The organism is gamma proteobacterium symbiont of Scutellera amethystina (assembly GCF_059730845.1).
In genome coordinates this window covers 4,141,823-4,164,080 of sequence record NZ_AP035935.1, presented here as the reverse complement: position 1 = coordinate 4,164,080, position 22,258 = coordinate 4,141,823, and the positions used below count along the sequence as shown (strand labels likewise).

Annotated in this window: 23 protein-coding genes; 10 read left to right on the top strand and 13 right to left on the bottom strand. The window is 56.9% G+C overall.

Annotated features, from left to right (window positions below):
• Positions 1-36: 36 nt before the first annotated feature.
• Genes AC6I79_RS19645 through AC6I79_RS19635 form a run of 3 tightly spaced genes read right to left on the bottom strand, consistent with a single transcriptional unit; the run spans position 37 to position 3,308 of the window.
• Positions 37-1,038: a glycosyltransferase gene (locus AC6I79_RS19645; protein ID WP_072208994.1), complete on the bottom strand. Its 1,002-nt coding sequence runs from the start codon at positions 1,036-1,038 to the stop codon at positions 37-39.
• A complete protein-coding gene (locus AC6I79_RS19640) occupies positions 1,019-2,140 on the bottom strand; it encodes a glycosyltransferase family 9 protein (protein ID WP_058759423.1) in 1,122 nt (373 codons plus the stop codon). Before AC6I79_RS19640 ends, AC6I79_RS19645 begins: the two co-directional genes overlap by 20 nt.
• Positions 2,141-2,183: 43 nt before the next feature.
• Entirely contained in the window at positions 2,184-3,308 is a 1,125-nt protein-coding gene (locus AC6I79_RS19635; protein ID WP_159377817.1) for a glycosyltransferase, read from the bottom strand.
• 314 nt (positions 3,309-3,622) lie between these two features.
• On the opposite strand from AC6I79_RS19635, the gene AC6I79_RS19630 reads away from it, so the two are divergent.
• Positions 3,623-4,588 (top strand): polysaccharide deacetylase family protein, encoded by a 966-nt coding sequence (locus tag AC6I79_RS19630; RefSeq protein WP_159377804.1) that lies wholly within the window; start codon positions 3,623-3,625, stop codon positions 4,586-4,588.
• A gap of 14 nt (positions 4,589-4,602) precedes the next feature.
• Here the strand turns inward: AC6I79_RS19630 and rfaC are convergent, their stop codons facing one another.
• The 3 genes from rfaC to rfaD are packed head-to-tail and all read right to left on the bottom strand — an operon-like array spanning position 4,603 to position 7,570.
• On the bottom strand, positions 4,603-5,574 hold the full coding sequence (gene rfaC, locus AC6I79_RS19625; protein WP_159377803.1) for a lipopolysaccharide heptosyltransferase RfaC: 972 nt from the start codon (positions 5,572-5,574) through the stop codon (positions 4,603-4,605).
• Positions 5,575-5,576: 2 nt separating this feature from the next.
• On the bottom strand, positions 5,577-6,620 hold the full coding sequence (gene rfaF / locus AC6I79_RS19620; RefSeq protein ID WP_104189248.1) for an ADP-heptose--LPS heptosyltransferase RfaF: 1,044 nt from the start codon (positions 6,618-6,620) through the stop codon (positions 5,577-5,579).
• Between the two features lie 17 nt (positions 6,621-6,637).
• Positions 6,638-7,570 carry an ADP-glyceromanno-heptose 6-epimerase gene (gene rfaD, locus AC6I79_RS19615; protein ID WP_021507062.1) on the bottom strand — a complete coding sequence of 311 codons (933 nt, stop codon included), beginning with the start codon at positions 7,568-7,570 and terminating at the stop codon, positions 6,638-6,640.
• 231 nt (positions 7,571-7,801) lie between these two features.
• On the opposite strand from rfaD, the gene AC6I79_RS19610 reads away from it, so the two are divergent.
• Both AC6I79_RS19610 and tdh read left to right on the top strand, forming a co-directional pair.
• Positions 7,802-9,013: a glycine C-acetyltransferase gene (locus AC6I79_RS19610; RefSeq protein WP_159377802.1), complete on the top strand. Its 1,212-nt coding sequence runs from the start codon at positions 7,802-7,804 to the stop codon at positions 9,011-9,013.
• The gene (gene tdh / locus AC6I79_RS19605) at positions 9,010-10,038 is read left to right on the top strand and encodes an L-threonine 3-dehydrogenase (RefSeq protein WP_058759416.1); all 1,029 of its coding nucleotides are present in this window, start codon (positions 9,010-9,012) and stop codon (positions 10,036-10,038) included. Before AC6I79_RS19610 ends, tdh begins: the two co-directional genes overlap by 4 nt.
• Positions 10,039-10,068: 30 nt before the next feature.
• Here the strand turns inward: tdh and AC6I79_RS19600 are convergent, their stop codons facing one another.
• The 4 genes from AC6I79_RS19600 to envC form a co-directional block, all read right to left on the bottom strand.
• On the bottom strand, positions 10,069-10,980 hold the full coding sequence (locus AC6I79_RS19600; protein WP_058775481.1) for a hypothetical protein: 912 nt from the start codon (positions 10,978-10,980) through the stop codon (positions 10,069-10,071).
• Positions 10,973-12,202, bottom strand: a complete 1,230-nt coding sequence (locus AC6I79_RS19595) for a glycosyltransferase (protein ID WP_104094246.1) — start codon at positions 12,200-12,202, stop codon at positions 10,973-10,975. Before AC6I79_RS19595 ends, AC6I79_RS19600 begins: the two co-directional genes overlap by 8 nt.
• Positions 12,203-12,269: 67 nt before the next feature.
• Positions 12,270-13,175, bottom strand: a complete 906-nt coding sequence (locus AC6I79_RS19590) for a divergent polysaccharide deacetylase family protein (protein WP_104094275.1) — start codon at positions 13,173-13,175, stop codon at positions 12,270-12,272.
• A gap of 3 nt (positions 13,176-13,178) precedes the next feature.
• A complete protein-coding gene (gene envC / locus AC6I79_RS19585; RefSeq protein ID WP_104094245.1) occupies positions 13,179-14,480 on the bottom strand; it encodes a murein hydrolase activator EnvC in 1,302 nt (433 codons plus the stop codon).
• Between the two features lie 249 nt (positions 14,481-14,729).
• Between envC and AC6I79_RS19580 the strand changes: the two genes are divergently transcribed.
• The 5 genes from AC6I79_RS19580 to cysE all read left to right on the top strand — a co-directional run bounded on the left by AC6I79_RS19580 (position 14,730) and on the right by cysE (position 17,843).
• Complete coding sequence (locus AC6I79_RS19580) at positions 14,730-15,161, top strand: rhodanese-like domain-containing protein (RefSeq protein ID WP_058759412.1); 432 nt, start codon at positions 14,730-14,732, stop codon at positions 15,159-15,161.
• 19 nt (positions 15,162-15,180) lie between these two features.
• A complete protein-coding gene (grxC, locus tag AC6I79_RS19575; RefSeq protein WP_010616518.1) occupies positions 15,181-15,435 on the top strand; it encodes a glutaredoxin 3 in 255 nt (84 codons plus the stop codon).
• Between the two features lie 40 nt (positions 15,436-15,475).
• Entirely contained in the window at positions 15,476-15,940 is a 465-nt protein-coding gene (gene secB, locus AC6I79_RS19570) for a protein-export chaperone SecB (RefSeq protein WP_021507054.1), read from the top strand.
• Complete coding sequence (gene gpsA, locus AC6I79_RS19565) at positions 15,940-16,959, top strand: NAD(P)H-dependent glycerol-3-phosphate dehydrogenase (RefSeq protein WP_021507053.1); 1,020 nt, start codon at positions 15,940-15,942, stop codon at positions 16,957-16,959. Before secB ends, gpsA begins: the two co-directional genes overlap by 1 nt.
• A gap of 68 nt (positions 16,960-17,027) precedes the next feature.
• Positions 17,028-17,843 carry a serine O-acetyltransferase gene (cysE, locus tag AC6I79_RS19560; protein WP_021507052.1) on the top strand — a complete coding sequence of 272 codons (816 nt, stop codon included), beginning with the start codon at positions 17,028-17,030 and terminating at the stop codon, positions 17,841-17,843.
• Here cysE and trmL read toward each other — a convergent pair.
• The 3 genes from trmL to cpxR are packed head-to-tail and all read right to left on the bottom strand — an operon-like array spanning position 17,840 to position 20,420.
• On the bottom strand, positions 17,840-18,313 hold the full coding sequence (gene trmL, locus AC6I79_RS19555; protein ID WP_058775484.1) for a tRNA (uridine(34)/cytosine(34)/5-carboxymethylaminomethyluridine(34)-2'-O)-methyltransferase TrmL: 474 nt from the start codon (positions 18,311-18,313) through the stop codon (positions 17,840-17,842). The genes cysE and trmL overlap by 4 nt on opposite strands.
• Positions 18,314-18,348: 35 nt before the next feature.
• Positions 18,349-19,725, bottom strand: coding sequence for an envelope stress sensor histidine kinase CpxA (gene cpxA / locus AC6I79_RS19550; RefSeq protein ID WP_031279625.1), 1,377 nt, complete (start codon positions 19,723-19,725; stop codon positions 18,349-18,351).
• Positions 19,722-20,420 (bottom strand): envelope stress response regulator transcription factor CpxR, encoded by a 699-nt coding sequence (gene cpxR, locus AC6I79_RS19545; protein WP_007885339.1) that lies wholly within the window; start codon positions 20,418-20,420, stop codon positions 19,722-19,724. The genes cpxA and cpxR overlap by 4 nt, the downstream gene beginning before the upstream one ends.
• Positions 20,421-20,570: 150 nt before the next feature.
• On the opposite strand from cpxR, the gene cpxP reads away from it, so the two are divergent.
• Positions 20,571-21,083, top strand: coding sequence for a cell-envelope stress modulator CpxP (gene cpxP / locus AC6I79_RS19540; RefSeq protein WP_021507049.1), 513 nt, complete (start codon positions 20,571-20,573; stop codon positions 21,081-21,083).
• 194 nt (positions 21,084-21,277) lie between these two features.
• Entirely contained in the window at positions 21,278-22,180 is a 903-nt protein-coding gene (gene fieF / locus AC6I79_RS19535; RefSeq protein ID WP_494260559.1) for a CDF family cation-efflux transporter FieF, read from the top strand.
• Positions 22,181-22,258: the final 78 nt, after the last annotated feature.

Here is a 22,258-nt window from a genome sequence, read left to right as displayed (position 1 = left end):
GGCAAACCCTGGAGGGGTTAAAGCCGCGGCGGGCGCTTATTTATTGCGCCAGCGATAAATGCGGCTCAGCCACAGCAGCAGCTGATACCACTGACGCGCGCCGCGCGCATTGCGCAGCATGCGTTTGTGCGTCTGGCTGCTAAACAGATCGGCGATCATTGCCTGGCGCGCTGCGGCGTCCGGTTCGCGCCGGATAGCGTGGCACACGCTGAGCGCTTCGCGGGTAATCTGCGCGTGGAAGCTCGGGTAAATCTTCACCTTGTGACGATAGCGCGTATTGATCTCTTCCAGCATGCGCGCGATTTTCAGGTAGTGACGCTGATAGTCGACGTTGTGCTGGCCGGTGCGCTTGCGGTTGCTGATCGACGCATCGTGCATGTAGTAGCGATACAGCACCCGATCGGTGTAGCGCACGCGCTGCACATTGAGCATGAACTCAGTGGTCCACGGGATGTCCTGATGATGCAGACCGGGTTCAAACTGCAGATTAAGCTGTTCGATCAGCTCACGGCGGTAGATACCGAGCCACACGACGTGCAGGTAACGCCGGGTTTTCAGCGCCTTGTCGAGCCACTCCGGCCCGCTTAACACGCCAGTGCTGGTGAGGCGATCCCGCGGAATCATCGGCTTAATTGTCTGGCTGGCCTTGAAAAACCACTCGGCGTTGCACTGCGCAGCGTCCAGCCGATCGCGCTCCGCCATGTCGACCAGCGTCTGGTACATCGCCGGGTCCATGGTGTCGTCGGCGTCAGGAAAGCTGACGTATTTACCCCGCGCCACGGCCAGCCCGGCATTGCGCGCACGCGACACGCCACCGTTCGGCTGATGAATCACCTGGATATGTGGGTACTGCTGCGCCAGCGCGTCGGCGCGCTCGCCGGAACCGTCGGTGGAGCCATCATCAACAATGATGATCTCCAGCGACGTCAGGGTTTGCGCCAGCAATGCATTGATACAGCCGGTAAAGTCAGCACCAGCGTTAAACATCGGGATAATGAGACTGAGTAGCGGGGATGAGCTATCGGGCTGCGCTGTCATGTTCTTCGTTGTTCCGTCGCGCCAGGCGCTGCTGCTGCCGGGTGCGGATAAAATCATGGATATCATTTAGCTTGCGTTCATCCAGCTCGAACAGCTGTTCAACCGGATGGGCAAATTTGTATTGCGCAGCGAACACAAACGAAGAGGGCGCGATGTGGTTCGGGCCAATTAAGAGCACGTCACCCAGCGGCCTTTGCTCCTCTACGCAGCAGGGACCATAAATTAAAATCACCGGTACCTGTTGCGCGTCGGCAATATACACATTGCCGGAATCTGAGGCGATATAGAAATCCATCTCGTTAATGGCGGCAGGCAGCGCCTCGAGCGGAATTTTACCTACCAGACTCACCAGATTGTTTCGCTGACCGGCAACTTTAAACAACTCCTGAACGCGTGATTGTTCATTCGGTGCGCCGAAAGCAAAAAAAGTGCAGGGGAGATCGCTCAGGTGGTCGAAAAGCCGACACCAGATTAACGGCGGAATGGTTTTGGCCTGATTCCCTGCCGTTACGCTAATACCAATGCGGATGCCCGGCGCCTGCGTAATTTCCGCGGGCAGCGTTTCCGGTTGCCACAGTGGCAGGGTGGCATGTTTGGGATAACTCTCTTTGGTAAAAGAGCGATCGGCCAGTTTCAGGTAATTTTCCAGCGTTAAGGTATTTTTCTCGTGATAAACCACGCCGCTGGCCGTTAAATAAAACAGGCCCTGATAGCCTTTGCGCCGATAGCTGGAAAGAAATTGTTTGTTGCTGGCATTGCAGCAGGCGGCAATAAATAAATTGAGATTGGTGGGATGCAGCAAATAAATATTGTCGTAGCGATTGAGCAGCTGCCACACCAGTTTTATTTTTTTCATCAAACCGGAGCGGTGATCTTCGATATACCAGATGTGCTCCAGCGTGGCGTCACGTTCAGCCAGCGGGGCGACACTATAGCTCAGCAGGGCATCGCTTTTTCCCAGGTGGGATAATAACGGCGTGATATTAATATAGTCGCCAATTTTAGCGGTCTGTATCACCAGATTTTTACCGGTGCGGCCATGAACAAACTTCATCACCCATTTGACCGGCGAAAAAAGAATAAACAGTAGTACGTACGTCAAGTAGTCATCCCCATGATTCGGTCACACCGTCATGGGGGACCTGTTAACCTGAAACGTGCTGCGTGGTTGAAAATGACGTCTCCGCCACCTGAATAAGCTGCAGGTATTGCTGGCAAACAACGCTCAAACTATAAATGCTTAAGTCCAGATGTTGCAACCTGGGGGGAGTTGTATAAATTTCTCGCATTTTTTCTGCCAGCGATGTTGCATTCATCTCTGCCAGACCGTGTGACAGTTCGCCGGTGAGGATCGAAACAGGACCGCCCGGACAGCGCGTACTGACCACCGGGGTGCCGCAGCTCAGGGCTTCGACCAGCACATTACCAAAACCTTCACTGTCGGAGCTGACCACCAGCAGGCGCGCGTGCCGTATCCAGGGATACGGGTTGCGCTGAAAACCCTCGAAGCGCACGCGCTCCGCAATGCCTGAATTCTGCGCCTGCTCACGCAATTTTTGCGTTATTTTTTCGCTTCCCTGACCCAGTAAAACCAGCGGCGCGGTGATGCCACTCAGGGCATAGGCTTCGAGCAGGCGGTCATGGCGTTTGGTTTCATGGAAGCGTCCCACGTGCACCAGGAAATCGGTGCCGGCTAACGGGCAAGGTTCAGCGGCCAGCCGGGCGAGGCTGTCAAAATCGAAAGGATTGGCGATCACTTTGGCCTGGCGGGGCTGTACGCCAATGTTTTGCACCATATCGTCGATGACGTACTGCGAAACCCCAACGATTTGGCGATCCTGATAAACGTGACGGATTTTCAGCCGCTTCAGCCACAGCGAGAAGCCGGTTTTACGTGCCAGATACGAAGCAGAAAACACGCCGTGCAGACAGAACCAGGTCCTGTCTCCATCGAGCGCCGGCGTTTGCCTGACAATGCGGTCGGTTTTATGCAGATGAGAGAGGATCAGATCAAATTTGCCGTGCCGCGCTTCACTGTCGCGCACCGCACGATCCAGCAGACGCGCGCGGCGCCATGTTTCTGTCAGCTTGCGCCACGGGTGGTTACAGCGATCAAGAATCACCTGGTAATCCACGCCAGCCGGAATAGGGTAATCACATACCTTCCGCAAAGAGAAGATCGAAACCTGGTGTCCCTGACTGAGGAAGCCCCCCGCCAGAGTCAGTACGACTTTTTCGGCGCCGCCGCCCGGCAGGCCATCAATCACCATTAAAATGCGTTTCGACAAAATTTTTTACCCCTACATGCCAGTCTGCTGTAAAGACTTAGCTGCTATCATTCCCGGTGCTATCAGGACTTAATATAAGAAAATTCAATTAATTATTTTTATGGCCAGGTAATTTTACACGAACGTGCGCTCGGTTAATTGCTAAAATTCAGGCCAGTGAAGAGTTTAAATTATTCTAGTTTAACTAATCTTATACCGCTATCGACTTCCCCCTGAACCCGCATGGGAAAAGTTTGCGCCCGTCAGGAGCGTTGCGTACCATAGCGATTATAACACTGTAATTCACCGGATAAGTTATGGAAAAACCTGCCTTTTTAATTACCCTTGATACCGAAGGGGATAACCTGTGGCGCAATCGCAGCGGCAAGGTCACTACCCATAACGTCCGGTTTTTACCGCGCTTCCAGGCGCTGTGTGAGAAATACGCTTTTAAACCGACCTGGCTGACCAACTATGAGATGGCCAGTGACCCGGCTTATGTCGAGTTCGGGCGCGATCTGCTGGCGCGCGGTCAGGGCGAAATCGGTATGCATTTACATGCCTGGTACAGTCCACCTGAATATGCGCTGACCGACGATGAGTGGCGTTACCAACCTTATCTGATCGAATATCCGGAAAACGTCCTGCGCGATAAAGTCGCCTTTATGACCGATCTGCTGGAGAACGCTTTTCAGCGTAAAATGACCAGCCACCGCGCCGGCCGCTGGGCATTTAATGAAGTGTACGCCCGCGCCTTGATCGATCAGGGCTATCTGGTTGACTGCTCGGTTACGCCGCGCGTGAGCTGGCGTAATGCGCAGGGTGCACCGCAGGGACAGGGCGGAACGGATTACAGCCATTTCCCCGATCGCGCTTATTTCCTTGATGAACAGGATATTTCCAGGCCGGGCGACAGCCCGCTGCTGGAACTTCCGATGAGCATTCAGTATCGCTATGGCACGCTGACCAATCAGCTTAAAAAAATGTGGAATGGCATCCGCGGCAGGCAGCGTGGACCTTCAGTGAACTGGCTGCGTCCGGTGGGGGGGAATCTGGCCCAGATGAAACAGGTGGCAGAACAGACGCTCGCACAGGGCAACGACTATGTGGAGTTCATGCTGCATTCATCCGAGTTTATGCCAGATGGCAGCCCCACATTTAAAACGGAGGCTGATATTGAACGCCTGTATGACGATCTGGAAGACCTGTTCAGCTGGCTGGCGACCCGGACGCAGGGCATGACGCTCACTGAATTTGCGCAGCTGAAGCACCAGCAGCGCTAAACAGCCCAATCGCGTTACAGCGCGATCTCAGCCAGCATGGCCATCACGTCGTCAGGCTGAATGTCTGCCATGCTGCTGCTGCCCTGCGCGGGCCGTAACGCATGCTGATTCCTGCCATAGCCACCAATCAGACCCGGGTCAGTCGGGCCGAACAGGGTGATGTTGGGGCGATCCAGCGCGGCGGTCAGATGGCTCAAACCGGTATCCACCGAGACCACCGCCCGGGCGCCCGCCAGCTGCTGCGCCACCTGCTCCAGCGTCAGCTTCGGCAACACCTCTGCATGATCAAACCCTGCTGCCAGCCGCTGCGCGCGCTGGTGCTCGTGTTCGGCGCCCCACGGCAGCCTGACGCGCAGGCCAGTGGGCTGAACCCGCGCGATGAGCTGGCGCCAGTGATCTTCCGGCCAGTGTTTGTTGTCGCGCGTTGTGGCGTGCAGAAACACCAGGTACGGTTGGCTATCCTGCGGTTGTGCCGCGAGAAAATGACCGGCAATGGCATAGTCGCCCTGCGTGGCCGGTTTTTCATAGCCCAGACTTTTCGCGAACAGTTCGCGCGTGCGTTCCACGGCGTGCTGCTGCTTACCAATCTCATGACGCTTGTCATACCACCAGCTGGCGAACGGTTCACGTGCGCTGCGGCTGTCCTGACCATGTTTGATGCCTTTGGCGAGGCGCGTCACCAGCGCGGCGCTTTTAATCAGCCCCTGGGCATCAATCACCACGTCGTACTGACGTGACTGCAGCTCGCGTTTGAATTGCACGCGCTCTTCGCGCTGCTGGCTGCCAAACCAGTGTTTGCGCCAGCGACGAATCGCCACCGGCAGGACTTTATCGACGGCCGGATGCCAGCCGGGGATCTGCGCAAAATTCTCTTCCACCACCCAGTCGAAGAGAATGCCGGGAATCGCCTGCATCGCATCGGTCAGTGCCGGCAACGTGTGCAGTACATCACCCATCGACGAGGTTTTAACAATCAAAACGTGCATGGTTACTCCTGCACCGGATGCAGTAACTCATTGAGTTCCTGATGCACGCGTGCCGGTTGAATATCAATCAGGCTCTGGTGATAGCCCTCTGCGGCATCGCCTTTGCGCACTTTGTGGTAGCCGGTAATCAGGCGAATGATGCGCGCCTGATGGGATAGCGGCGGCGTGAAATCCGGGCTGCTCGGGCCATACAGCGCCACCAGCGGCCGGTTGAGCGCGGCGGCAATGTGCATCAGTCCGGAATCATTGCTGACGACCGCAGCACAGTGGGCGATCAGAATCACCGCCTGCTCCAGCTGCGTTTCGCCCGCCAGATTGCGGCAGTGCGCGCGTGCCGTGTCCGGCAGCGCCTGCAGGATCGCCTCGCCGGTTTCCCGATCTTTAGCCGAGCCGAACAGCAGCACCTGATAGCCTTCAGTAATCAGCTGTGCCGCCAGCGCGGCGTAGTGATAGTGTGGCCAGCGCTTCGCGGGACCAAACTCGGCACCGGGGCAGAAGCCGATGGCCGGGCGATCCGCCGACAGCGCAAACTGCGCCGCGGTCATGCGTTTTTCATCGTCGTCGACGCGCAGCTGCGGCCACAACAGCGGCTGAGGCAACTGTGCTGCCGCCGCAACCGGCTGGTCATAGCCCAGCGCCACATAGCGCTCCACCATTAAGGGAAACGCGGCTTTGTCCAGCACCCGCACGTCATTCAGCACGCCATAGCGCATTTCGCCGCGCCAGCCGATGCGGCGTTTGATGCCGGCAAAAAACGGCACCAGCGCCGATTTAAACGAGTTTGGCAGCACATAGGCGCGATCGTAACCGCTGGCCCGCAGCGCTTTGCCCAGGCGACGGCGCTCACCCAGCGCCAGCGCACCGTGGCCAAGCGGCATCGCCAGCGCCTGATTCACTTCCGGCATGCGTGACAGCAGCGGCCGGCACCAGGCCGGCGCCATCACATCAATTACCGCCTCAGGGTGCGCCTGTTTCAGCGTGCGATAGAGACTTTGCGACATCATCATATCGCCGACCCAGGAGGGGCCAATAACCAGAATTTTCATCGCCGGTGCCGGTTTCCTTATGCGTGACGGTTCAGCCAGGCCATATATTCGCCTACGCCCTGGGCAACGGTTTTAAACGGTTTGTCATAGCCCGCGGCGCGCAGTTTGCTGAGATCAGCCTGCGTAAAGGCCTGGTAGCGCCCTTTCAGTTTGTCCGGGAACGGGATGTATTCGATCTGGCCTTGCTGGTGGAACTTCAGCACCGCATCCGCCACTTCCTGGAAAGATTCGGCGCGGCCGGTACCGCAGTTATAGATGCCGGATACACCGTTTTCCCAGCACCACAGATTGACTGCCACCACATCATCGACGTGGATGAAGTCACGACGGAAGCTGTCGCTGCCCTCGAACAGCTTAGGATTTTCACCGTTACTGATCTGCGTGTTGAGGTGGAACGCGACGCTCGCCATGCTGCCTTTGTGGCCTTCACGCGGCCCGTACACGTTGAAATAGCGGAAGCCGCACACTGGTGAATCCGCTTCCGGCAGAATCTGGCGGACATAGTGGTCGAACAGCATTTTTGAGTAGCCGTACACGTTGAGCGGCTGCTCGTACTGGCGCTCTTCAATGAAGTTCTCGTTACGCCCGCCGTAGGTGGCGGCCGATGAGGCATACAGGAACGGAATTTCACGTTCGAGGCAGAAGTGCAGCAGATCTTTTGAGTACTGATAGTTGTTGTCCATCATGTACTTACCGTCCCACTCGGTGGTGGCTGAACAGGCACCTTCATGGAACACCGCTTCAATCGGACCCAGATCTTCACCCGACATGATGTAAGTGAGGAATTCCTCTTTATCCATGTAATCCGCGATGTCCAGATCCGCGAGGTTCACGAATTTGGTGCCATCTTTCAGATTATCCACCACCAGGATATCGGTATGACCGCGATCGTTGAGCGCTTTCACAATGTTGCTGCCAATCATGCCCGCGCCGCCGGTTACGATAATCATATGCTTTGCCTTTAAACAGTTGGGGTGAAACAGGAGGTTTCACGCACGAATACCTAACATCATAACATTTCAGCCCGATGCGGACAGCCAGATGACGCCGATCGCGCTGCACAAATCCTGCGCGCCGCGTGAACTATGCTGCAAAACGGAGATTTCCCTGGCTGAATTGTCGTCCATTCGCTTTTCGATCAGTAATATGTGCCAAAATTTTGCTATCTGAGGAGCAGAATCATGTCCGATCAGTTCTATTCACAAATCCGGCAACAGCTTGAGACAACGCGGCAGGACGGATTGTTCAAACAGGAGCGCACCCTGACCTCGGCGCAGCAGGCGGAAATCAACGTCGCCAATAGCCCGCCGGTGATTAACTTCTGCGCCAATAACTATCTCGGCCTTGCGAACCATCCGGCGCTGATTCAGGCCGCCAAAGACGGTATGGATACGCATGGTTTTGGCATGGCGTCGGTGCGTTTTATCTGCGGCACGCAGGACAGCCATCAGCTGCTGGAGCGCCGGCTGGCGGAGTTCCTCGGCATGGAAGAAGCTATCCTGTTCTCCTCATGCTTCGACGCCAACGGCGGGCTGTTTGAGACCCTGCTGGGCGCGGAAGACGCGATTATCTCGGATGCGCTCAACCATGCGTCGATCATCGACGGCATCCGCCTGTGCAAAGCCCAGCGCTATCGTTACGCCAACAATGATATGGCTGAGCTGCGCGCGCGCCTGCAGGAGGCCCGCGACAAAGGCGCGCGCCATCTGCTGATTGCCACCGACGGCGTGTTCTCCATGGATGGCGTGATCGCTAACCTGCAGGGCATTTGCGACCTGGCCGATGAGTTTAATGCGCTGGTGATGGTGGATGACTCGCACGCGGTGGGCTTTGTCGGCGCAAGCGGACGCGGCACGCATGAATACTGCGGCGTGATGGATCGCGTGGATATTCTGACCGGCACGCTGGGTAAAGCGCTGGGCGGTGCGTCCGGCGGTTACGTGGCGGCAAAACGCGAGGTGGTTGAATGGCTGCGTCAGCGCTCGCGCCCTTATCTGTTTTCTAACTCGCTGGCACCGGCGATTGTGGCCGCGTCGCTGCGCGTGCTGGATCTGCTGAACGAAGGCGATGGGCTGCGGCAGCGGCTGTGGGAAAACGCCCGCTTCTTCCGGGAAAAAATGACCGCCGCGGGCTTTACGCTGGCCGGTGCCGATCACGCCATCATTCCGGTGATGCTGGGCGATGCCAAAGTGGCGCAGCAGTTTGCCAGTCTGCTCCAGCAGGAAGGCATCTACGTTACCGGCTTCTTCTATCCGGTGGTGCCACAGGGCCAGGCGCGCATTCGCACGCAGATTTCTGCCGGCCACACTCAGGCGCAGCTGGAGCACGCGGTGGCGGCCTTCACGCGCATCGGACATCAGTTAGGGGTTATCACTGCAGGAGCCAACGGATGAAAGCACTGGCTAAACTGAAAGCGGAAGAGGGGATCTGGATGGTGCACGACGCGCCGGTGCCGGAGCCCGGTCATAACGATCTGCTGATTAAAATCCGCAAAACCGCCATCTGTGGCACCGATGTGCATATCTATAACTGGGACGACTGGTCGCGCAAAACCATTCCGGTGCCGATGATCACCGGCCACGAATACGTGGGTGAAGTGGTCGGCATCGGTCAGGAAGTGAAGGGTTTCGCCATTGGCGATCGCGTATCGGGTGAAGGTCACATCACCTGTGGCCACTGCCGCAACTGTCGCGCCGGCCGTACCCATTTATGCCGTAATACCGTGGGTGTCGGGGTTAATCGTCAGGGCTGCTTCGCTGAATATCTGGTGATCCCGGCGTTTAACGCGTTCAAAATTCCCGACAATATTTCCGACGAGCTGGCGGCGATTTTCGATCCGTTCGGTAACGCGGTGCATACCGCGCTCTCGTTTGATTTGGTAGGTGAAGACGTGCTGATCTCCGGTGCCGGACCGATTGGCATTATGGCGGCAGCGGTGTGTAAGCACGTCGGCGCACGAAACGTGGTGATCACTGACATCAATGAGTACCGCCTCGGGCTGGCGCGTGAAATGGGCGTGACGCGTGCGGTCAACGTGGCGCAGCAGAATCTGCGCGAGGTGATGACGGAACTGGGGATGACCGAAGGCTTTGATGTCGGACTGGAGATGTCCGGCGCGCCGCCGGCGTTTCGTACCCTGCTGGAGACCATGAATCACGGCGGACGCATCGCGCTGCTGGGCATTCCGCCGGGTGAAATGTCGATTGACTGGAATCAGGTTATCTTCAAGGGGCTGTTTATCAAGGGGATTTACGGCCGTGAGATGTTTGAAACCTGGTACAAAATGGCCGCGCTGATTCAGTCCGGCCTCGATCTGACGCCGATCATCACGCATCGCTATCACATCGACGACTTCCAGCAGGGCTTCGACGAGATGCGTTCCGGGCGTTCAGGCAAAGTGGTGCTGAGCTGGGATTAAACGACACACCGGCCTGCGGGCCGGTGACGCTCAGGATTGCTGTTTTTCCGCATCGGTCAGGTAACGCACCTTACGCGTGTAATCCTGGCCTTTGAAGCTCAGCGGCTGGTGCGGATCCTGCAAATATTTTTGCCATTCACTTAAGGGAAAGCCGCCATGCGCGCCAATCACCTGCGGTGGAATCACGGCCGACTGACCACCAATGCGTTTCGACACCGGCCAGTTAGCCCATTCGCCCAGATTGACCGTGCGGAGATCCAGCAGGTCGAGCAGGGCAGCGAGCGGTAGCTGATCGGTTGGCGGCTGGTCGTCGTTCATCAATTCCCAGGTATCATTAAATAACGTCAGCCACAGCGGACAAATACGCTGCCATGTGCGACGGGAGGCCGCCAGATAGGCGCCATTCACGTGATCCTGCAAATAAGGGCGAACGGTGTGGTGGTAATAGGCCGGAATATGTTCTTCTGGCGCGCCGGCCAGTTTGGCGATCATCTTGCCCTGACGGAAGCTGCTGTACAGATGATGCTCACGCATCGCAATATCCGGCGTTTTTAATAAATTGAGATCGGAATCGATCATCAATATACCTTCACCGGTTGCCTGCAAGGGGGCCTGAAGTTTAATCAGGCGGCTGCGGTAGATCTGTTTATAGCGGTAGTTTTCTTCACGAAACGGCACCTCCAGCGTCACCACACGCACGCGTGCCGGCAGCGGCGGAAAAGCGCTGGAAGGCTGATCGCTGACAATGACAATTTCGCTGATGGTGTCGGCGCAGCGGCTGGCAAAATAAGCGCTGAGCACCGCTTCTTCAATGTAATCAGCGCCGGTACAGGGGATGACTACGGAACTAACGGCAATGGTGCCCTGCGCATCCGCCTGCGTGGCGGGAATGTTGTGGCGCGAGAGAATGTAGCGACGGTGTTTATTTAAAAAATCAAACATGCTTTTTTCTCTCCATGACGTTTTCCAGAATGTTTTCCACGCCCGACACGTAATGTTCGATGCTATAGCGCTCGCGCACCCGGGCGGCGGCGGCGGCGATTAAACGCTGGCGCAGTGCAGTATCCTGCCACAGCGCGCTAAGATGCTGGCTAAGCTGTTGCGTATTGCCATAGTCAAACAGTAAACCGGTCTCGCCGTGTTGAATTAATTCCGACGTACCGACGACATTCGAACCTATCACCGCCGTATTCACCAGCATCGCTTCCAGCACCACGCGCGGCAGCCCTTCACTGGCTGAGGCGAGAATAAACGTATCGAATGCCGCCAGATAATCCAGTGCGTTATTTTGAAAGCCGGTAAAAATAACCTGCGCGGCAATCCCCTCTTTTTGCGCCAGCTGCTGTAAGTGCTGCTGCTCCGGGCCGGCACCGACGATCACCATTTTCCATTTAGCGGCAGGATGCGCGCGGCTGAATGCACCTAACGCCTGCAAAATATGATGGTTAGATTTACGCGCAATCAGGGAACCGATGGAGCCGAAAATAAAGGTATCGGCGGGATAATCAAAGCGCTGACGCACCGCCTCACGCACCGGCAGCGGCTGATGAATATCGATAGCGTTGGATACGGTAAAGCAGCGCTGCGCATCAACACCGCTTTCGCTCAGGGTGCGGTGTACGCCCTGTGACACGGCAATCACCGCATCACAATGCCGATTAATCATCTTGACCAGCGCATTATTGAGTAACGGATCAATGCGGCAGTGCTGAATTAACGCCACGTGAGTCTGTTCAGCGGCGAGATAGCCTTCAACGTTGGTGCTGGGCTGATTATTCATGTACAGCGCATCATAGCCACCGTCGCGTAAAATCGTCGCGATTTGGCGGGCGTTAGGCTGCATGCGCCACTGGCGATCGATGCGGTCGATGGCGTTTTTTTTCACCGCGCGGTTAAAAAACAGCAGGGTGCGCAGCAACTCTTTGGTGATTTTTGCCCAGAGCGGCTGGCGACGCTGCGCAATAAATGTCACCGGAATGCCGATCGCCTCTAATACCGAGGCAATGGTCTCCTGATTGCCACGCGCATAATTCTGATAAAAACAGCAGGTGATAGCGAAACGCTGGCGATCGATGCGCTTGAGTAATTCCAGCATGCTGTTGGTACCACCGCCCCATTCGCGCCCGGTATCCAGCAGCAGAATTTTCTTTCTGGTTGACGTCATCTGTTCCGATATCCTTGCGCGGAAAAGGTGTGGCGTTAAATAAGGCGCAGCACGCTGCGCCTGATAATCAGAATAGCTGTTTAAGCGACTGCACGAGTGGACTGCCGGTAATGCTCTCTGTCACCACCTCCACCGCACGACTCTGCGGTACGGCAGGCAGCGGCTGTGCAGGCTTACACACGCCCGGCGCACGGAATACCGGGGTGCGCGGTTTCACCGGCGTGCTGGCCGGCGGCGTAGCGCCCTGGCGCAGCGGTTCGTTGAGCAACTGGCTGGGGCGGACCAGGGTGATATCGCCCGGTAGCGTCGGCAACATCTGCTGCAACACCCGTACCGTGGTGGGATGCGGATGGCCAATAGCGATGGTGTAGCCATCGCGCTGTGCCAGCTTCACTGCGCGGGTGAACTGGGTGCGAATCGCCGCTTCATTCTGGCTGTCGTCGAGGAATACGCGCCGCTTCAGCACCTTAACCTGCGTGCCCTGTGCGGCCGGGACCGACTGGCTGTTGCCAATGGTCATGCTATCGAGAAAGTAGTAGTTGTAGTGATTGAGCACCTGCATCACTTTCTGCATGCCGGGCAGGCTGGAGGTCATTTTGCTGCCCATATGGTTGTTCAGGCCAACCGCATACGGCACTTTGTTGCTGGCTTCACGCACGATGCGCGCGATCTCTTCGCTGCTCATCTCCGGCGTCAGCGTGTCCTTCTCCAGCGGCTGTTTGCTCAGCGGCGCCATCGGCAGGTGAATCAGCACCTCATGACCACCCTGATGCGCTTTGGTTGCCATATCACGCGCATGAGGCGCATTGGGTAGCACCGCCACAGAAACCGCGGCGGGCATCTGCAGCACTTTATTCTCTTCAGCCGGGCGGTAGCCGAAGTCGTCAATGACGATAGCCAGTTTTCCCGCATGGGCGGCAAAGGTAAAAAACAGCCCGCACAGGGCGGCGCTAAGCTTTTGGGACTGAAACAACACTTATCTTCCTAACCACGGCAGTGGGTTGACGGCCTGTCCCTGACGACGAATTTCAAAGTAGAGCGAGGGCGTGCCGCGGCCGCCGCTGGTGCCCACGAGGGCGATAGGCTGTCCTGCCTTCACCTGCGCACCGACGCTCACCAACGCGCTCTGATTGTAGCCATAAAGGCTCATATCGCCTTTACCGTGTTCGACGACCACAACCAGGCCGTAGCCTTGCAGCCAGTCGGCCATCAGCACGCGACCATCAGCAATGGCTTTGACTTCAGTGCCTTCCGGCGCATCAATCACCAGACCTTTCCAGCGCAGTTCGCCCTGCATTGCTTCACCAAAGCGATGTTCAATGCGACCGCGCACTGGCCAGGTGGCCTGTCCGCCCGGCCGGCCAAGGCCGCCGGTGCGCGCCATCAGCTCGCGCTCGCTTTGCGTAGGGGAATAGCTGGAGCCTTTGGCTTTTGCCTGGGCCTGACGCTGGCGCACTTTTTCCGCCTCGCGCGCTTCGCGTTGCGCCCGTTCGCGCGCCTCACGTTCGGCTTTGGCGATTTTGTCCTGCAGGCGGCTTTCGTTCTGACGCATCTCGACCAGATCGGCCTGGTCTTTCTCCAGCGCGCTCTCCAGTGCGGACAGTGTTTTCTTGCGTGCGGCGCTGGCGGTTTCCAGCTTGTTCTGTTGCGTCTGCTGCTGCGCTAACAGCGACTTTTGCTGCTCCTGCTTGCCCTGCAGCGCCTGACGCTGCTGCGCCAGTTCCTGCTGAGTCTGCTTAAGCTCGTCGATGTTTTTTTGCCGGGCGGCATTGAGGTAGCCAAAATAGGCCAGAATACGTTCGCTGCGCTGTGCTTCTTCACCGCCGAGCAGCAGCTGTACGGCGTTGTGCTGGCCCTGACGAAACGCGGCATCCAGCTGCTGCGCCAGCAGTTTTTCCTGCTGCGCCTGCTGCTTTTCCAGCCGGGCAATGGCGGCGGTGGTTTGGGCGATTTCGCCGTTCAGCGCGCTCAGGCTATTGCGGGTTTCACGCAGCTGGCGACTGGCCTGGGCAATCACTTTTTCCTGACTCTGCAGCTGATCCAGCAGCTTACTGCGCTGCAGCTTCTGCGCTTTAACGCTTTTCTCTTTTTCGGCGATGTCCTGCTGAATGGACTTTAGCTGCGTTTTGCTGTCATCGGCGCTATGCGCGGCGACGGGCAACAGCAACGCACCCGCACAAAGCAGGCTAAGGGAGATATCGGACCAGCGAAATGACAACGGAGATGCCGGGTCGTTGTAACGGGTCCTTGTGTGTGTAACGGTCGCTTTTCCCTTCATAGTCGATAATTATTCCACGATGAACAGCCGCTTACCAGTTATCCCGGCCGGGTTTTGCTTTACGAAAGATGTCGGCCACAGCTTAGCGGGATAAAGATTGTCTCAATTTTGCGATTAGAACACTTTTTTTGGAAAATGACGCACAAATCGTAACTCTGCCCGCTTCGCGACTGTACATGCGAAGTGGCGCAGGTATACTCAGAACCCTTGTTTTAGCTTATTAGCCCCGGTCTGGAGTCGTTACCCCTCATGCAAGAAATTATGCAGTTTGCAAGCAATCACCCCATCCTTAGTCTGGCATGGGTCGCTTTACTTATTCTGGTGATTGTAACCACCGTTAAAGGAATGTTCTCTAAGGTAAAAACCATCAGCCGTGGTGAAGCAACCCACCTGATCAACAAAGAGGATGCGGTGGTGGTAGACGTTCGTTCACGCGACGACTATCGCAAAGGACACATTTCAGGGGCTATTAACATCGCCGCAGCCGATATCAAAAAAGGCAGCTTCGGCGAGCTGGAAAAGCACAAGTCGCAGCCCATAATTGTGGTATGTGCCACCGGCCAGAGCGCCGCAGAACCGGCAGCCACCCTTAGCGCAGCGGGTTTTGACAAAGTGACCGTGCTGAAAGATGGTGTGAGCGGCTGGAGTGGCGAAAACCTGCCGCTGGTTCGCGGTAAATAACTTCCTGAGGTATCACCGCATGGCTAATGTTGAGATTTACACCAAAGTGACCTGTCCTTACTGCCACCGGGCGAAGGCGTTGCTGGATCAAAAAGGCGTGTCATACCAGGAGATTCCCATTGATGGGGACGCGGTAAAGCGCGAAGAGATGATCAAACGCAGCGGCCGCACCACGGTGCCACAGATCTTTATTGACGCGCAGCACATTGGCGGCTGTGACGATCTCTACGCGCTGGACGGGCGTCAGGGACTCGATCCCTTGCTCCGCGCATAACATTTTCGACCGACAATTTTCACTTAAAGGATTCAGTAACATGTCAGAGCATAGCAGCAACGAAATGCAGTTCCAGATTCAACGCGTTTACACCAAAGACGTCTCATTTGAAGCGCCAAACGCACCTCAGGTTTTCCAGAAAGAGTGGGAACCGGAAGTGAAGCTGGATCTGGACACCGCCTCTTCTCAGCTGGCGGATGAAGTGTATGAAGTCGTGCTGCGCGTTACTGTCACCGCCACCGTGGGCGAAGACACCGCGTTCCTGTGCGAAGTACAGCAGGCCGGTATCTTCACCATCAGCGGTATCGAAGGCACGCAGATGGCACATTGCCTCGGCGCTTACTGCCCGAACATTCTGTTCCCGTATGCGCGTGAATGTGTCACCAGCCTGGTGTCACGCGGTACCTTCCCTCAGCTCAATCTGGCGCCGGTCAACTTTGATGCGCTGTTCATGAATTATCTGCAGCAGCAGGGTGAAGGCGAAGCGCCACGTCAGGATGCCTGATGACTACACTCAACGCTTCGATTAGCGTCATCGGTGCCGGCTCGTACGGCACCGCACTGGCCATTACGCTGGCCCGTAATGGCCACCCGGTGCTGCTGTGGGGCCACAATCCGCAAAGCGTGGCGCAGCTGCAGGCTGACCGATGCAATACCGCTTTCCTGCCCGATGTTCCTTTCCCCGATAATCTCGTTCCTGAAGCCGATCTGGCCCGCGTCGTCAGCGCCAGCCGCGATCTGCTGGTGGTAGTGCCAAGCCATGTGTTCGGCGACGTGCTGATGCAGCTCAAACCGCTGCTGCGTGCCGACTCACGCATTGTCTGGGCGACCAAAGGACTGGAAAAAGAGACCGGACGGCTGCTGCAGGATGTGGCGCGCGAAATCCTCGGCGACAGCATTCCGCTGGCGGTGATTTCCGGCCCGACCTTTGCCAAAGAGCTGGCGGCCGGTTTGCCGACGGCGATTGCGCTGGCGGCCACTGACGCGCAGTTTGCCGACGATCTGCAGCAAAAGCTGCACTGCGGCAAAAGCTTCCGCGTTTACAACAATCCGGACTTCATCGGCGTGCAGCTGGGCGGCGCAGTGAAAAACGTCATTGCGATTGGTGCCGGAATCTCCGACGGCATTGGCTTTGGTGCCAACGCGCGTACGGCACTCATCACCCGCGGTCTGGCGGAGATGAGCCGTCTCGGTGCTGCGCTGGGTGCCGATCCGACGACCTTTATGGGCATGGCGGGTCTTGGCGATCTGGTGCTGACCTGTACCGATAATCAGTCGCGCAACCGCCGTTTCGGCATGATGCTGGGGCAGGGCGAAAGCGTGGATGAGGCGCAACGCATTATCGGACAAGTTGTAGAAGGCTACAGAAATACCAAAGAAGTCAAAGCGTTAGCTGCGCATGTGGGCGTGGAAATGCCAATAACCGAGCAAATTTATCAGGTATTATATTGCGAAAAATCGGCGCGAGAGGCAGCATTGAGCCTGCTTGGTCGTACAAGGAAGGACGAGAACAGCCAAAGCTAAAGCAGGATGCTTAAGCATTATCACCTGTAGCGCCTAATCGGGCGCTTTTTTATCGGGAGCAAACAGCAATGTCGTCTGAAGAGTTAGAACTGGTCTGGAACCATATCAAAGCCGAAGCCAGAGCGCTGGCCGATTGTGAACCGATGCTGGCCAGTTTTTACCATGCGACCTTGCTCAAGCACGAAAATCTCGGCAGCGCGCTCAGCTACATGCTGGCTAACAAGCTCGCTAACCCGATCATGCCCGCTATTGCCATACGCGAAATTGTTGAAGAAGCCTATCGTCAGGATCCTGAGATGATTGTCTCGGCCGCGTACGATATTCAGGCAGTGCGTCAGCGCGATCCGGCGGTCGACAAATATTCCACGCCATTACTCTATCTGAAGGGCTTCCACGCGCTGCAGGCGTACCGTATTGGCCACTGGCTGTGGAAAGAGGGACGGCGCGCGCTGGCGGTGTATCTGCAAAACGAAATCTCGGTCTCATTCGCCGTGGATATTCATCCGGCGGCGCGCATCGGGCGTGGCATCATGCTGGATCACGCCACCGGCATCGTGATTGGTGAAACGGCTGTGGTGGAAAATGACGTCTCCATTCTGCAGTCGGTCACGCTGGGCGGTACCGGTAAAACCAGCGGCGATCGCCATCCGAAGATCCGTGAAGGGGTGATGATTGGCGCGGGTGCCAAAATCCTTGGCAATATTGAAGTCGGGCGCGGTGCCAAAATCGGCGCCGGTTCGGTGGTCTTGCAGCCGGTGCCGCCCCATACCACGGCGGCCGGCGTGCCGGCGCGCATTGTCGGTAAACCAGCCAGCGACAAACCGTCGATGGATATGGATCAGCATTTCACCGGCGCCGGGTTTGAGTACGGCGACGGCATCTAGCCTTTGATCAGCGCGCCCGCATAATCCAGCTGGCGCCACGCCTCATACACCACCACTGAAACTGCATTCGACAGGTTCATGCTGCGGCTCTCCGCGCGCATCGGAATGCGGATCTTCTGTTCTGCCGGTAACGCATTAAGAATTTCTGGCGGTAAGCCACGGCTCTCCGGGCCAAACAGCAGATAGTCGCCCGGCTGATAGCTGACGGCGCTGTGCGCCGGTGTGCCTTTGGTGGTCAGCGCGAATAAGCGCTGTGGCGCTTCCGCCGCCAGAAAAGCGACGTAGCTGGCGTGCTTTTTCAGCGCGGTATATTCATGGTAATCCAGTCCGGCGCGGCGCAGGCGTTTATCATCCCAGGCGAAGCCTAACGGCTCAATCAGGTGCAGCTGAAAGCCGGTATTGGCGCACAGGCGGATGATGTTGCCGGTATTTGGCGGGATTTCAGGTTCAAATAAGACGATGTTTAGCATAAGGCCCCCGGAAACGAGGGCCGCAGCATAGCAAATTATTGCCGGGCGGAGTACAGCGGCAGCCACAGCGTCAGGCGCAGACCGCCTAACGGGCTATCATCGGCTTTCACCCAGCCGCGGTGCTGTTGCACGGCGGTTTCGACAATCGCCAGCCCGAGCCCGGTGCCGCCGGATTCACGGTCACGCGCTTCATCGGTGCGGTAGAACGGACGGAAAATCTGCTCGCGATCTTCCGGGCTGACGCCGGGACCGTCGTCGTCGACGTGCACGGTAATGCCCTGAATATCCACGGCAAAGCTAACGCTGATGTGCGTGTGCGAATAGCGCAGCGCGTTGCGCACAATGTTCTCCAGCGCGCTTTCCAGCGCGTGCGGGTTACCGTACAGCGGCCACGGACCGGGCGGATACGGCACGTCCATGGTTTTACCCATCTGCTCCGCTTCGAATTTGGCATCTTCCAGCACGCCATTCCACAGCTGGTTGGCCTTCATCGCTTCGCTCACCAGCGCGTTCTTATGCTGGGTGCGCGACAGTACCAGCAAGTCGTTGATCATGCCGTCCAGACGCTGCGCTTCGGTCTCAATACGCTCCAGTTCTTTGCCTTCGCCATGACGCCGGCGCAGTAGCGCAGTCGCCAGCTGCAGACGCGTCAGCGGCGTGCGTAATTCATGGCTGATATCCGACAGCAGTCGCTGCTGTGCCGTCATCATGCGTTCGAGCGCGCTCACCATCTGGTTGAAACTGGAGCCGGCTGCGAGAAATTCCTGCGGGCCCGATTCCAGTTCCGGATGCTGACGCAAATTTCCGCTCGCCACTTCATCCGCGGCATGTTTTAGTTTGCGTGCCGGACGCGCCAGGCTCCACGCCAGCCACAGCAGCAGCGGTGAGCTGATTAACATCGTGACGATGAGCAGCAGCAGAGGACGGTCAAACAGCAGGTTGACGAAATCGAGCTGGGAACTGGTGGCGGGACGGATCAGATACAGCTGGTAATTGTCTTCGCCGTCGCGCACCGCGAAGGGGCCGACCATCTCGACGCGGCCATACTTTTTCTTCTGCGGATGATCGGCATTATCGGACTGGCCGATAAAGTTACGGATCACCTGCATTTCATTGTGCTGCGCACCGATCACCCGTCCTTCGCTGGTCACCAGCAGCAGGCGCTGACCGGGCGGTGCCCATTTGTCGATGGCGCGAAACAGCCGGCGCCACCACATCAGGTCGTTGGGCGGATCCTGTGACAGCTCCGCCTCAACGTGTTGCTCAATCATGGTGCCCTGGCGCTGTTCGCTCTCCATCAGCGAGGTCATCTGGCGCGAATCGAGTTTGGGCACCATCAGTACCAGCATCAACACCAGCGCCAGGGTGAGCCAGAAGATGGCGAAGATGCGGGTGGTCAAACTTCCAATCATGATGCCGAAACCATCAGATAGCCGCGTCCGCGCAGAGTTTTGAACCACGGATGACCATCACGACGTTCCGGCAGCTTACGACGCAGGTTGGAGATGTGCATATCGATGGCGCGGTCAAACGGCGTCAGGCGCTTGCCCAGCACTTCCTGGCTGAGATGCTCGCGTGACACCACCTGGCCAAGATGCTGCGCCAGTAAGTAGAGCAGGGTGAACTCGGTGCCGGTGAGATCCAGCGTTTCGCTGTCGAAGCTGGCTTCCTGACGGCCCGGATTCAGGCGCAGGCAATCCACTTCCAGCGTCGGTGAGCTGTTATCGTGCTGTTGCTGCTGTTCGCTCCAGTTGGAACGGCGCAGAATCGCACGGATACGCGCCACCAGTTCGCGATCGTTGAACGGCTTTGGCAGATAGTCATCCGCGCCCAGTTCCAGGCCCAGAACGCGGTCCAGCTCGCTACCGCGGGCGGTCAGCATGATGACAGGGGTTTGATGTTGCTGGCGTAGCTCTTTTAACGTGTCGATACCGTTCTTCTTCGGCATCATGACATCGAGCAAAAGCAGGTCGACGGTGTTGTCCAGCAGATTGAGCGCCTGCTCGCCATCGCTGGCGACAATCACCTCAAAACCTTCCATTTCAAGCAGTTCTTTAAGCAGCGAAGTCAATTCGCGGTCGTCATCAACCAACAGGATTTTATTCATTTTTTGTTGCCCTCCGCAGGCAAAATACCGTGTTCCTATAGTGGCAATCCAACGCTTTACGTAGTTTTACACCCCCTGACGGATGTTTGCAGCTGTCGCCGTACACTAGCTCTCGTTGAATCGCAAAACGGAACGAACCGGGAGTAAACGATGCGCTACTTAACCGCCGTCGTCTTTGCCTCAGCGATGGTTCTCAGTCACGCCAGCGCAGAAGCAGCAGACACGACGACGATTGACGAGATGCATCATAACGGCGGATTGACGACAGGCAGTATGACGCAAAATCCGCAAAGCCACATGTTCGATGGCATTGAGCTGACTGAACAACAGCGGCAACAGATGCGCGACCTGATGCAGCAAGCGCGCCATGAACGCCCGGTGTTAAGCGTTCAGGACATAGAAACTATGCATGACCTTGTCATTGCAGACAAATTTAACGAATCGGCTATTCGCCAGCAGGCAGAGAAACAGGCCCGCGAGCAGGTAGAACTGCAAATCGAGATGGCCCGGGTTCGTAATCAGATGTATCACCTGCTAACGCCTGCACAGCAAGCGACATTGCAGAAGAATTTTGAGCGGCGCCTGAATGAAGCGCGTCGGCTCTCCGGATTGCAGCCATCATCACCGCTGCAAGCAGTGAGTAGTACCAGCAGTAACCAGTAACATAGTATCCCTGTTTTCCTTGCCATAGACACCATCCCTGTCTTCCCCGCCATGATGGCGGGGTTTTTTTTGCCCTGAATTCGCGGGCAAACTGCATCCGTTTCGCTATCCTGTCACGCAGTCTGCACGGGACGGTGATAAACTTGAGCCATTTTCCACTGCATGGCGTGCTGCAGCGCCTGACGAGGCAAGGCATGGAACCTTCCTACGCAAAACTGGTAAACCGCGCGGCGCTGGCGGCGACCACGCTGGCAACGCTGTTGCTAATCGTGAAAATTTTCGCCTGGTGGTACACCGGTTCGGTCAGCGTGCTGGCGGCGCTGGTGGATTCGCTGGTCGATATCGCCGCGTCACTGACCAATCTGCTGGTGGTGCGCTATTCATTGCAGCCTGCTGATGACGATCACACCTTTGGTCATGGCAAAGCGGAATCGCTGGCGGCACTGGCGCAAAGCATGTTTATCTCCGGATCGGCGCTGTTTCTGTTTCTTACCGGGCTGCAGCATCTGGCCACGCCGGAAACGCTGCGCGCGCCGCTGGTTGGCGTAGTTGTGACGCTGATCGCCCTCAGCTCCACGCTAGTACTGGTCGCTTTTCAGCGCTGGGTGGTGCGGCGTACCCGCAGCCAGGCAATTCGCGCGGACATGCTGCATTATCAGTCGGATTTGGTGATGAACGGCGCGATTCTGGTTGCACTGGGCTTAAGCAGTTATGGTTTTAAGCGTGCGGATGCGCTGTTTGCGCTCGGCATCGGCGTATATATCCTCTATAACGCGCTGCGCATGGGCTATGAAGCTGTGCAGTCGCTGCTCGATCGTGCGCTGCCGGAGCAGGAAAAACAGGCGATTATCGCGCTGGTAAGCCACTGGCCCGGCGTACGCGGTGCCCATGCGTTACGTACGCGGCAGTCCGGCCCGACGCGGTTTATTCAGCTTCATCTGGAGATGGACGATCATCTCCCGCTGGTGCAGGCGCATCAGGTGGCCGATCAAATTGAGCAGGCATTACGGCAAAAATTTCCCGGCTCAGATGTGATCATTCATCAGGACCCCTGTTCTGTCGTGCCGCAAAATCAGCAGGGTTTTTTTCAGTTTTAGCCGTTATAAAACATAGTATTGCGTGAAAAAAATGACGTAACGCTAACAACTCTGTAAAAAATTAGCGAAAACTTGTCT

Coding starts and splice junctions, on each gene's coding strand:
- AC6I79_RS19645 (WP_072208994.1), bottom strand. CDS start 1,038: ATGACAGCGCAGCCCGATAGCTCATCCCCGCTACTCAGTCTCATTATC.
- AC6I79_RS19635 (WP_159377817.1), bottom strand. CDS start 3,308: ATGGTGATTGATGGCCTGCCGGGCGGCGGCGCCGAAAAAGTCGTACTG.
- AC6I79_RS19630 (WP_159377804.1), top strand. CDS start 3,623: ATGGAAAAACCTGCCTTTTTAATTACCCTTGATACCGAAGGGGATAAC.
- rfaC (WP_159377803.1), bottom strand. CDS start 5,574: ATGCACGTTTTGATTGTTAAAACCTCGTCGATGGGTGATGTACTGCAC.
- rfaF (WP_104189248.1), bottom strand. CDS start 6,620: ATGAAAATTCTGGTTATTGGCCCCTCCTGGGTCGGCGATATGATGATG.
- rfaD (WP_021507062.1), bottom strand. CDS start 7,570: ATGATTATCGTAACCGGCGGCGCGGGCATGATTGGCAGCAACATTGTG.
- AC6I79_RS19610 (WP_159377802.1), top strand. CDS start 7,802: ATGTCCGATCAGTTCTATTCACAAATCCGGCAACAGCTTGAGACAACG.
- tdh (WP_058759416.1), top strand. CDS start 9,010: ATGAAAGCACTGGCTAAACTGAAAGCGGAAGAGGGGATCTGGATGGTG.
- AC6I79_RS19600 (WP_058775481.1), bottom strand. CDS start 10,980: ATGTTTGATTTTTTAAATAAACACCGTCGCTACATTCTCTCGCGCCAC.
- AC6I79_RS19595 (WP_104094246.1), bottom strand. CDS start 12,202: ATGACGTCAACCAGAAAGAAAATTCTGCTGCTGGATACCGGGCGCGAA.
- envC (WP_104094245.1), bottom strand. CDS start 14,480: ATGAAGGGAAAAGCGACCGTTACACACACAAGGACCCGTTACAACGAC.
- AC6I79_RS19580 (WP_058759412.1), top strand. CDS start 14,730: ATGCAAGAAATTATGCAGTTTGCAAGCAATCACCCCATCCTTAGTCTG.
- grxC (WP_010616518.1), top strand. CDS start 15,181: ATGGCTAATGTTGAGATTTACACCAAAGTGACCTGTCCTTACTGCCAC.
- secB (WP_021507054.1), top strand. CDS start 15,476: ATGTCAGAGCATAGCAGCAACGAAATGCAGTTCCAGATTCAACGCGTT.
- gpsA (WP_021507053.1), top strand. CDS start 15,940: ATGACTACACTCAACGCTTCGATTAGCGTCATCGGTGCCGGCTCGTAC.
- cysE (WP_021507052.1), top strand. CDS start 17,028: ATGTCGTCTGAAGAGTTAGAACTGGTCTGGAACCATATCAAAGCCGAA.
- trmL (WP_058775484.1), bottom strand. CDS start 18,313: ATGCTAAACATCGTCTTATTTGAACCTGAAATCCCGCCAAATACCGGC.
- cpxA (WP_031279625.1), bottom strand. CDS start 19,725: ATGATTGGAAGTTTGACCACCCGCATCTTCGCCATCTTCTGGCTCACC.
- cpxR (WP_007885339.1), bottom strand. CDS start 20,420: ATGAATAAAATCCTGTTGGTTGATGACGACCGCGAATTGACTTCGCTG.
- cpxP (WP_021507049.1), top strand. CDS start 20,571: ATGCGCTACTTAACCGCCGTCGTCTTTGCCTCAGCGATGGTTCTCAGT.
- fieF (WP_494260559.1), top strand. CDS start 21,278: ATGGAACCTTCCTACGCAAAACTGGTAAACCGCGCGGCGCTGGCGGCG.